Raw genomic sequence first — 8,817 nt, 5'->3', positions numbered from 1 at the left:
GATTGGGGATGGGGCAGCGGGAGGGCGCCTACGGGGGTGGGCGCTCTCCCGCATTTTTTGTGCTCAGTGCGCGTCCGCCCAGCTCTTCCCCGCGCCCACGTCCACCTTGAGCGGCACCTTCAGCTCGGCGACGGAGGCCATGCTCTTCACGGCCAGGGCCTTCACGGCCTCCACTTCCGCGTCCGGCGCCTCGAAGAGCAGTTCGTCGTGCACCTGGAGGAGCACGCGCGTCTTCAGCTTCTGCTCGCGGAGCGCGGCGTCCACGGCCAGCATGGCCTTCTTCATCAGGTCCGCGGCGGTGCCCTGGATGGGCATGTTGATGGCGGCGCGCTCGGCGGCCTGGGCCACCGCCCGGTTCTTGGAGAGCAGGTCCCCCATCAGGCGGCGGCGACCGTAGAGGGTCTCCACGTAGCCCACCTTGCGCGCCTTCTCCACGGTGTCCTCCAGGTATTGGCGGATGCCCGCGTACCGGATGAAGTACCGCTCGATGACGTCGCGCGCGTTCTCCTGGGAGATGCCCAGGCGAGTGGACAGGCCGTGCGCGGACAGGCCGTACGCGATGCCGAAGTTCACCATCTTCGCCACGCGGCGCTGCTCGCGGTCCACGTCCTTGGGGTCCACGCCGAAGACTTCCGCCGCCGTGCGGCTGTGGATGTCCTCGTCGTTGCGGAAGGCATCGATGAGGACCGGGTCCTCCGCGATGTGCGCCAGGAGCCGCAACTCAATCTGCGAGTAGTCCGCGCTCACCAGCTGGTGCCCCGCGTCCGCCACGAAGGCGCGGCGGATCTCGCGCCCCAGCTCCGAGCGGACGGGGATGTTCTGCAGGTTCGGGTCGGACGAGGACAGCCGGCCCGTGGCGGTGGCCGCCTGGTGGTACGTGGTGTGGATGCGCCCGTCCTTCGCCACCAGCGTGGGCAGCGTGTCCAGGTAGGTGCTCTTGAGCTTGGACAGGCCCCGGTACTCGATGAGCGCGCGCGCGAGCACGCTGTTGTGCTCCTCCGCCAGCTTCTCCAGCACCTCCTGGTCCGTGGACGGGCCCGTCTTGCCGCGCTTGAGGATGGGCAGCTTCTGCTCCTCGTAGAGCACCTGCGCCAGCTGCGGGTTGGAGCCCAGGTTGAAGACGTGGCCCGCGGCCTGGTGGCACTCGGCCTCCTTCGCCTTCACCTCCACGTCCACGCGCTCGGAGGTGCGGCCCAGCTCCGCCACGTCCAGCTTCACGCCCTCGCGCTCCATGCGCGCGAGCACGGGCAACAGCGGCAGCTCCAGCGTGCGGGCCAGCTCCGAGAGCCCGCCCAGCTCCAGCTCCTTCCACAGCTCCGGCGCCATCCTTCGCGCCGCGTCCGCGCGCACCGCGTACGCCCCGGCCACCTCTTCCGGCCCGTGGTCCGCGAGCGGCCGCCCCTTCTTGCCGCCCACGGACGCGGGCAGCGCCGGCAGCTCCGAGCGCAGCCGCTCCCGCGCCAGGTCCTCCAGCGCGTGCTCCCGGCGCGACGGGTTGAGCAGGTAGCTGAGCAGCTCCACGTCGTCGTGCGCGCCCTCCAGCGTCAGCCCTTCGCTGGCCAGCACCAGCGTGAGCGCCTTGAGGTCGTGGCCGCCCTTCTTCACCGCCGCGTCCGCGATGACGTCCTTCATCACCGCGGTGAAGGCCGCCACCGGCACCTGCGTGGCGCCCAGCTGCTGGTGCCTCAGCGGCACGTAGCGCGTGGAGCCGTCCGGCAGCGCCACGCCCAGGCCCACCAGCGGCGCCGCGAAGGGCATGCCCTCGAAGGCGGGCACCAGGGTGAGGGCCCCCGCGGCCTTCGCCGCGTCCGCCAGCGCCTTCAGCTCCGCCTCGGTGGTGACCAGAGTGGTGGTGGTCACGAGCGGCGCCACGTCCGGCCGGGCCGGGGCCTCCTCCGCGGGCAGGTCGCGCAGGAGCGCGAAGAACTCCAGCTCCGTGAACAAGTCCCGCGCGCGCGTGGCGTCCGGCGCGCGGCGGACCAGGTCGTCCAGCTTCACGCCCAGGGGCAGCCCGGTGTTGAAGGTGACGAGCTGCTTGGCGCGCGTCAGGCTCTCGCGGTGGGACTCCAGCGCCGCGCGGATCTTCGGCTTCTTCACTTCCTCCACGCGCGCGAGCAGCGTCTCCACGTCGCCGAACTGGTGGAGCAGCTCCACCGCCGTCTTGTCGCCCACGCCGGGCACCTTGGCGACGTTGTCCACCGCGTCGCCCACCAGGGCCAGGAAGTCGCGCACCTGGCTGGGCAGGATGCCCATCTTCTCCTGCACGTCCGCGATGCCGATGCGCTTGTTCTTCGCGGGGTCGAAGAGGGTGATGTCCTCGTCGACGATCTGCATGAAGTCCTTGTCGCTGGTGACGACCAGGACCTGGAAGCCCTCCGCCTTGGCCTGCATCGCCAGCGTGCCGATGACGTCGTCCGCCTCCCAGCCCTCCGCGTCCAGCGAGGACAGGTTCAGCACGTCCCCCACCTTGCGGATGAGCGGGAACTGGGGCGTCAGGTCCTCCGGCGGCGCCTTGCGGTTCGCCTTGTACGTGGGGTCGATCTTCTGACGCTCCACGCGGCCGGACTTGTCGAACGCCAGCGCCACGTGCGTGGGCTTCAGCTCCTGCAGGGCCTTGAGCACCATGCGGGTGAAGCCCAGCACCGCGTTGGTCGGCACCCCCTTGCTCGTCGTGAGCGGGGGGATGGCGTGATAGGCGCGGAAGATGAAGCCAGAGGCGTCGAAGAGCGCCAGGCGGCGCTCGGAGCGCGGGGGGCTGGTGTCGGCCATCCCCCGTCCCTAGCGCGCCTACCGCTGTCTGTCCACGAAGCCCCGCACCGGAGCGCCGCTCAGCGGCACTTCATCTCGGCCTTCTTCGCGACCATCTGCTCGGCGATGCCGTCACCCGGCACGGCGTAGTCCTCCACCGCCTGGAAGTCCGAGCAGCCGCCCACGCTGTTCAACGCGTTCTGCGCCTGCGTGGAGCAGAAGGCCACCACGCGGTTCAGGTTCGTGTTGCCCTTGTAGAAGTCGAAGCCCATCTTCCAGATGCGGCAGCCGCGGCGGCGATCCTCGCGGTCGGCGAAGTGCTTGCCACGCTGGTAGGCGGCGGTCGCCAGGTCCTGGAACATGTTCTTCCGGTAGAAGGACAGGTGCGACTCCGCCAGCTCCGCCATGATGCGCTTGTCCGTCGCCAGCGCTTCCTTGAACGGCGCCACCGCGCGCTCGGGGTCCTCGTTGGTGATCAAGCTCTGGCCCGTCTTGAAGAGCTGATCCACGTTGGACACGTCGCGGATGAGGTCGTCCGCCAGCTGGTGGAACTGCGCCTGGTCTTCCTTCGAGCGCAGCTTCTGCAGCGTCGCCATCGCCTCGCTGCCGCGGCCGGTCCAGTAGTCCATCATCGCCGCCTGGACGAGCTTCGGGGCGTAGCGCTTGGTGAACATGGCGCGCACCTCGCTGGCCTGATCCACGCCCAGCCCGTCCTCCTGGAGGATGGCGGACACGGGGCACGTCCACGGCGCGGCGTCGCGCTCCACGCGCTTCCGGGCCACCAGGAACTTCACGAACATGGCGTCCTTGGGGCGCCACTCGTTCTTGCGCAGGCCGCCCTCCAGGCGGAGCGTCTGGCCGATGGGCGGCTCCAGGTCCTCCTTGCTCTGCTTCTGGCACCACACTTCCATGTACTGCTGGCAGCGCTGGACCGCGGGGCCCCACTGCGAGTTGTTGAGGTAGCGATTGCAGTCGAACTTCGCGCGCTCCACGAACTGCTCGGCCGTCTCCTTCGCCTTGGAGCGGGCGCGGCGGAAGTACTCGCTCTCCTTCGGAATCTTGCGCAGGTACTCCAGGGCGTCCTTCTCGCGGTTGAGCTCGATGGCCTTCTTCGCGGCCTCGAAGTTGTCGAAGGCCTCCTTCTCCAGCTTGATGCGCCGCACGAGGGTGTTCGCCTCGGCGTTGATGGGGTCCATGTCCAGCGCCTGCTCGCACGCCTTTTCGGCGCGGCCCCAGTCGGGAGCCCCCGTCTCATTGGAGGAGTAGGAGCGGCACTCGCTGAGGAACTCCTGCACCTGCTGCGCGGGATCCATCGGCGCGGCGGGCCCCGTCTTCTGCGCCTTCTGCGGAGTCCCGATGGAGGACTTCACCACCGCCGCCACCGCCAGCAGCGCCACCACGCCGCCCGCGACCACCAGCAACTTGCGCTTCTTGTCCGCCTCGGGCGCTGCCCGGCCGCCACGACGGGGCGGCGCCGCGCCCGTGCCCGGACGGCGCGCGGGCGTGTCGGAGGCCTCGAAGGTCATCTCCACCACGCCGAACTGGAGGACGTCCCCGGGCTGCAGGTCGACGAACTCCTCGCCCAGCAATTCGCCGTTGAGCAGGGTGCCGTTGGCGCTGCCCAGGTCGCGCGCGAGCACGCCCGAGCCCTCGCGCTTCACCTCCGCGTGCTTCCGGCTCACGGAGTCGTCATCCAGGATGACCGCCGCCGGAGGAGCCCGGCCCACCAGCAACGTGCCGTGGATGGGATAGGACTTGCCCGCCCACGGCCCCGTCATGCCCTTGAGCACCGGACCCGAAGTCGCGCCCGCCGCCGCGTCACCCGCCCCCGCCCGCGACGGCGTGGAGCGCGCGGGCCGCCTCGCCAGCGCGCCCTCGGGCTTCGCGGCCCCGTTCTGCGTGGCCTTGGCGCGGATGCTGGGCATGGCGCGCGTGCCCTTCACGGGCGCGTCCGACAGCGTCGCGGGATCGCCGGGCGGAGGCGTCGCCGCGCGGCGGCCGCTGGTGCTCCGGGCACTGCCCTTGAGCTTCAGCTCGTAGTCGCCCAGCAGCACCTGCGAGGCCGGCGTCAGCGCCGTGGGCCCCTCGATGCGCTCGCCGTCCACGAAGGTGCCGTTCTGGCTGCCTCCGTCCTCCACGTAGACGGTGCCGCCCTCCACGTAGACGCGCGCGTGCTGCCGCGACACGCCGCCTTCCGTGAGGACCAGGTCATTGCCCTGCTGGCGGCCGATCTTCAGCTCGCCCGCGATCTCGTGCTCGTGCTCAGTGCCGTCAGGGTGACGGACGACCAGGGTAGGCATGGGCGCGTCAGTCCTCGCGGAAGATGCTCATGTTCACGGGGATGCCCTTGCGCTGGAGCTCGTCGTAGAACTTCGGGACGAAGCCCGACGCCACGTAGCGTCCGCGGACCTTGTGGTCCTCCGTGAAGCCGTCCTGCTTGTAATAGAAGATGTCCTGCAGGGTCACGATGTCGACCTCCATGCCGGACACCTCGGTGATGAAGCAGATCTTGCGAGAGCCGTCGGAGAAGCGCGTCTGCTGCACGATGAGGTGCACGGCGCTGGCGATCTGCTCGCGGATGGCCTTCACCGGCAGCTCCATGCCGGACATGAGCACCATCGTCTCCAGCCGGGCAATCGCGTCGCGCGGCGTGTTCGCGTGCAGCGTGGTGAGCGAACCGTCGTGGCCGGTGTTCATGGCCTGGAGCATGTCCAGCGTCTCACCGGAGCGGCACTCGCCCACCACGATGCGGTCCGGCCGCATGCGCAGGCAGTTCTTCACCAGCTCGCGGATGGTGATGGCGCCCTTGCCTTCCAGGTTGGGCGGGCGGCTCTCCAGCTGCACCCAGTGGTCCTGCGGCAGCTGAAGCTCCGCCGCGTCCTCCACCGTGATGATGCGCTCACCCTCCGGGATGAACGAGCTGATGATGTTCAGCGTCGTCGTCTTCCCGGAGCCCGTGCCGCCGGAGATGACGATGTTGCGCCGGGCCGTCACGCACATCTCCAGGAACTCGGCCATCTGCGCGGTGACGGTCTTGTACTTGATGAGGTCCTGGATCTTCAGCGCGTCCTTCTTGAACTTGCGGATGGTGATGCAGGGACCCTTGAGCGCCAGCGGCGGGATGATGGCGTTCACGCGGCTGCCGTCCTTGAGGCGCGCGTCCACCAGCGGGCTGGACTCGTCGATGCGGCGGCCAATGGGCGCCACGATGCGCTCGATGACGCCGAGCACCGCCTGGTTGGAGGAGAACGTCTTCTCCGACAGGGTCAGCTTGCCCTTGCGCTCGATGTAGATCTGGTTGGCGTGGTTCACCATGATCTCGCTGATCTCTTCCGACGCGAGGAACGCTTCCAGGGGCCCCAGGCCCAGCGCCTCGTTGATGACGTCGGTGAGCAGCTCCTCCCGGTCCACGTCCCCGGGAAGCTCCTGGTCCGCCTCCATCTGGTCGATGATGTCCCGGATGGCCTTTTCGGTGCGGCGCCAGAGCTCCTCGTCCCCGAGCCGGTCCATGTCCATGCGGCGCAGGTCCAGGTACTCGATGAGCCGGTCGTGGATCTCCTTCTGAAGCCGCGAGTAGCGCTCCAGCCGGGGGTCCACCTTGCGCTTGTTCTTCGCCATGGCCGCGGCCATGGACGCGGGCATGCGGCTGGGAGCCGCGGGGGCGGGCGCGGGCTCCTCTTCCTCGTAGGGCTCCTCTTCTTCGTAGGCCTCTTCCTCGTAGGCCTCCTCGCCCTGCTCCTCGTCGTAGCCCTCGTCGACGGGCTCTTCCTCCAGCGGCTCCACGTTGAGGATGTAGTCGCCGATGGAGACCTGGTCGGTGGGCTTGAGCACCATGGGACCGGCGATCTTCTTGCCGTTCACGAAGGTGCCGTTCGTGGACTTCATGTCCACGATGATGAAGCGACCGTCCTTCTCGACGATGCGGGAGTGGGTCTTGGAGACGTTCCCCTTGGCGAGCACGATGTCGTTGCCAGCAATCCGGCCGATCGTGATCTCGTTCTTCGGGTACTCCCGCTGCTCCGAACCGCCACCCTTCTCCGTCAGCGTGATGAGAAACATGGGGCGGGATGCTACCAAGCCCTCCTACGACCTCAAAGACTCCTGCGACGCTCGCCCGCCTGCTGCCCGGAAACGGACGGGCCGGCACCCTCCCCCTCTGAAGCAGGGATGGGGCCGGCCCGGATCCAACGTGACGGCGAGGAAGGCCGTCAGTCGAAGATGTTGAAGTTCACCTCGGAGCGGGCCTGCTTGTAGCGGGTCTTCACGTCCTCGATGATGCTGCGGACCTTGTCCGAGTCCGGGTTCACGATGCGCGGGGTGACGAAGATCACCAGCTCGCGCTTGGTGGAGTCGAACGCGCGGTTCTTGAACAGCTCGCCCACGATGGGGATGTGACCCAGGCCGGGCAGCTTCGCGACGGCCTTCTGCTCGTCGTGGCTGAACACGCCGGACAGCACGATGGTTTCACCGTGGCGCACGGTGACGTTCGTCTTGACCTTGCGGGTGCGGAAGCCGGGGATGGCGGACGAACCACCGAAGGACACGGACACGGAGGTGTCGATTTCAGAGGCCTCGGCCTCCACTTCCGTCTGGATGTTGCCGTTGCGGTCCGCGGTGGGGCGGATGTTCAGGATGACGCCGTAGGGCTTGTACTCCACCGTGAACTGCGTGTTGGTGATGAGGGGGATGGGCACCTCGCCGCCGGCGAGGAACTCCGCCTTCTCACCGCTGGCGCACACCAGCTTGGGCTGCGCCAGCAGGCGGCCGTAGCCGTCGTTGGCCTGGAAGCCGATGCTCAGGTCGGAGCCGCCCGTCGCGCCCAGCACCAGGTTGGAGATGGCGTCGCCGGAGGGGATGAGCGCCTTGTTCAGCGTCGCGGTGGCGGTCAGCGTGCCGGTGATGTCCGTGGGGTACTTGATGCCGTAGCGGTCGCGGCTGTTGCGGCGGATTTCGACGAACTGGACCTCGGAGAGGATCATCCGCTTGATGCCGACGACGAGCAGGTTCTCCACCTTCTCACCGATGGCCTTGGTGATGAGCTCCGCCTTCTGGAGGTCCTGCTGGCTCTCCACGGAGCCCTCCAGGAAGATGGTCGCGCCCACCACGTTGGCCTGCACGTTCTTCAGGCCCGCCTTCTGGAAGGCCGCGTTCAGGTTCTGCGCGACGAGCTTCTTGGCGTTGGGGGCGATCTTCACGAACGACTTCACGTTCGGGTACAGGCTCACCACCTGCTCGATGCGGTCCGCGTCCTGCGTGGTGTAGGCTTGGCCGTCCAGGTAGATGCGGTCGCCCACCATGCGCACGGACACGCCTTCGATTTCACCCAGGAGGCGCTTGATCTCCGAGATGACCTCGTTGGGGTCCTGCTTGCGGACCGTCACCAGGTAGCTGATGCGCTGACCGGAGGACTTCCAGACGAGCAGCGTCGTCTTGCCTTCGGCGTTACCGGTGACGAGCAGCTGGCCGGTGCCGAGCGTCTTCACCTCGGCGATGGACGGATCACCCAGCGCGACGCGGCTGAGGCCGGGAATGGTGAGCACCTTCTGGGTACCCACACCCAGGCTGACGGAGCTGCCCTCCTGGGCCTGGGCAGGGGCGCTGGCCACCACCGTGACGACGGCGCCGAGCGCCAGGGCTTGCGTGAAGCGAGTGAACATCGTGTGAGTCCCCTTCTTGCGTGCGCGCGCCCGGCCTGACGGCGCGCTATCCCAGTTGTTGCTGCCACCACATGGCCCAGAAAGTCCCGAGCGCGATGGAGACGCCGTAGGGGATGTGTCGTACGGGAGCGGGCGAGGTTTCCTCGCGCATCCATTTCATCCGCACCGCCCAGCGACGGGCCACCGCCGCCAGCGTGTCCCAGACGGCCCCCTGCCACAGCAGCGTGACGATGGCTTGCAGCGCGCCCGTCAGCGAGATGAAGGCCGCCGCGGCGAGCACCGTGGGAAAGCCCAGCACGCAGCCCACGCCCGCCATCAGCTTGACGTCACCCCACCCCATGCGCCCGCGCAGCGCGCCCGGCACCAGCAGCAGCGCGAGTCCCGCGCCCGCCAGAAGCCCGCTCACCACCCC

General features: G+C 68.5%; 5 protein-coding genes. All 5 read right to left on the bottom strand.

Annotation, left to right across the window (positions count from 1 at the left end; genetic code table 11):
* Positions 1 to 63: 63 nt before the first annotated feature.
* A complete protein-coding gene (gene polA / locus D7V80_RS38730) occupies positions 64 to 2,769 on the bottom strand; it encodes a DNA polymerase I (protein WP_120592833.1) in 2,706 nt (901 codons plus the stop codon).
* Between the two features lie 59 nt (positions 2,770 to 2,828).
* Positions 2,829 to 5,048 (bottom strand): FHA domain-containing protein, encoded by a 2,220-nt coding sequence (locus D7V80_RS38725; RefSeq protein WP_120592832.1) that lies wholly within the window; start codon positions 5,046 to 5,048, stop codon positions 2,829 to 2,831.
* Between the two features lie 7 nt (positions 5,049 to 5,055).
* Positions 5,056 to 6,807 carry an ATPase, T2SS/T4P/T4SS family gene (locus tag D7V80_RS38720; RefSeq protein WP_120592831.1) on the bottom strand — a complete coding sequence of 584 codons (1,752 nt, stop codon included), beginning with the start codon at positions 6,805 to 6,807 and terminating at the stop codon, positions 5,056 to 5,058.
* A 149-nt stretch (positions 6,808 to 6,956) separates the two neighbouring features.
* Positions 6,957 to 8,405 carry a type II and III secretion system protein family protein gene (locus D7V80_RS38715; protein WP_120592830.1) on the bottom strand — a complete coding sequence of 483 codons (1,449 nt, stop codon included), beginning with the start codon at positions 8,403 to 8,405 and terminating at the stop codon, positions 6,957 to 6,959.
* A 46-nt stretch (positions 8,406 to 8,451) separates the two neighbouring features.
* Positions 8,452 to 8,817 (bottom strand): prepilin peptidase (locus tag D7V80_RS38710; protein ID WP_147447360.1); only part of this gene is annotated, 366 nt, incomplete at its 5' end.

This window comes from Corallococcus sp. CA054B, from assembly GCF_003611625.1.
GTDB lineage: Bacteria > Myxococcota > Myxococcia > Myxococcales > Myxococcaceae > Corallococcus > Corallococcus coralloides.
This window is presented reverse-complemented; position numbering and strand designations above follow the sequence as displayed.

What these genes read in the sequence shown, in the direction of transcription:
- polA (WP_120592833.1), bottom strand. Translation starts at nt 2,769, where the DNA reads ATGGCCGACACCAGCCCCCCGCGCTCCGAGCGCCGCCTGGCGCTCTTC.
- D7V80_RS38720 (WP_120592831.1), bottom strand. Translation starts at nt 6,807, where the DNA reads ATGTTTCTCATCACGCTGACGGAGAAGGGTGGCGGTTCGGAGCAGCGG.
- D7V80_RS38715 (WP_120592830.1), bottom strand. Translation starts at nt 8,405, where the DNA reads ATGTTCACTCGCTTCACGCAAGCCCTGGCGCTCGGCGCCGTCGTCACG.
- D7V80_RS38725 (WP_120592832.1), bottom strand. Translation starts at nt 5,048, where the DNA reads ATGCCTACCCTGGTCGTCCGTCACCCTGACGGCACTGAGCACGAGCAC.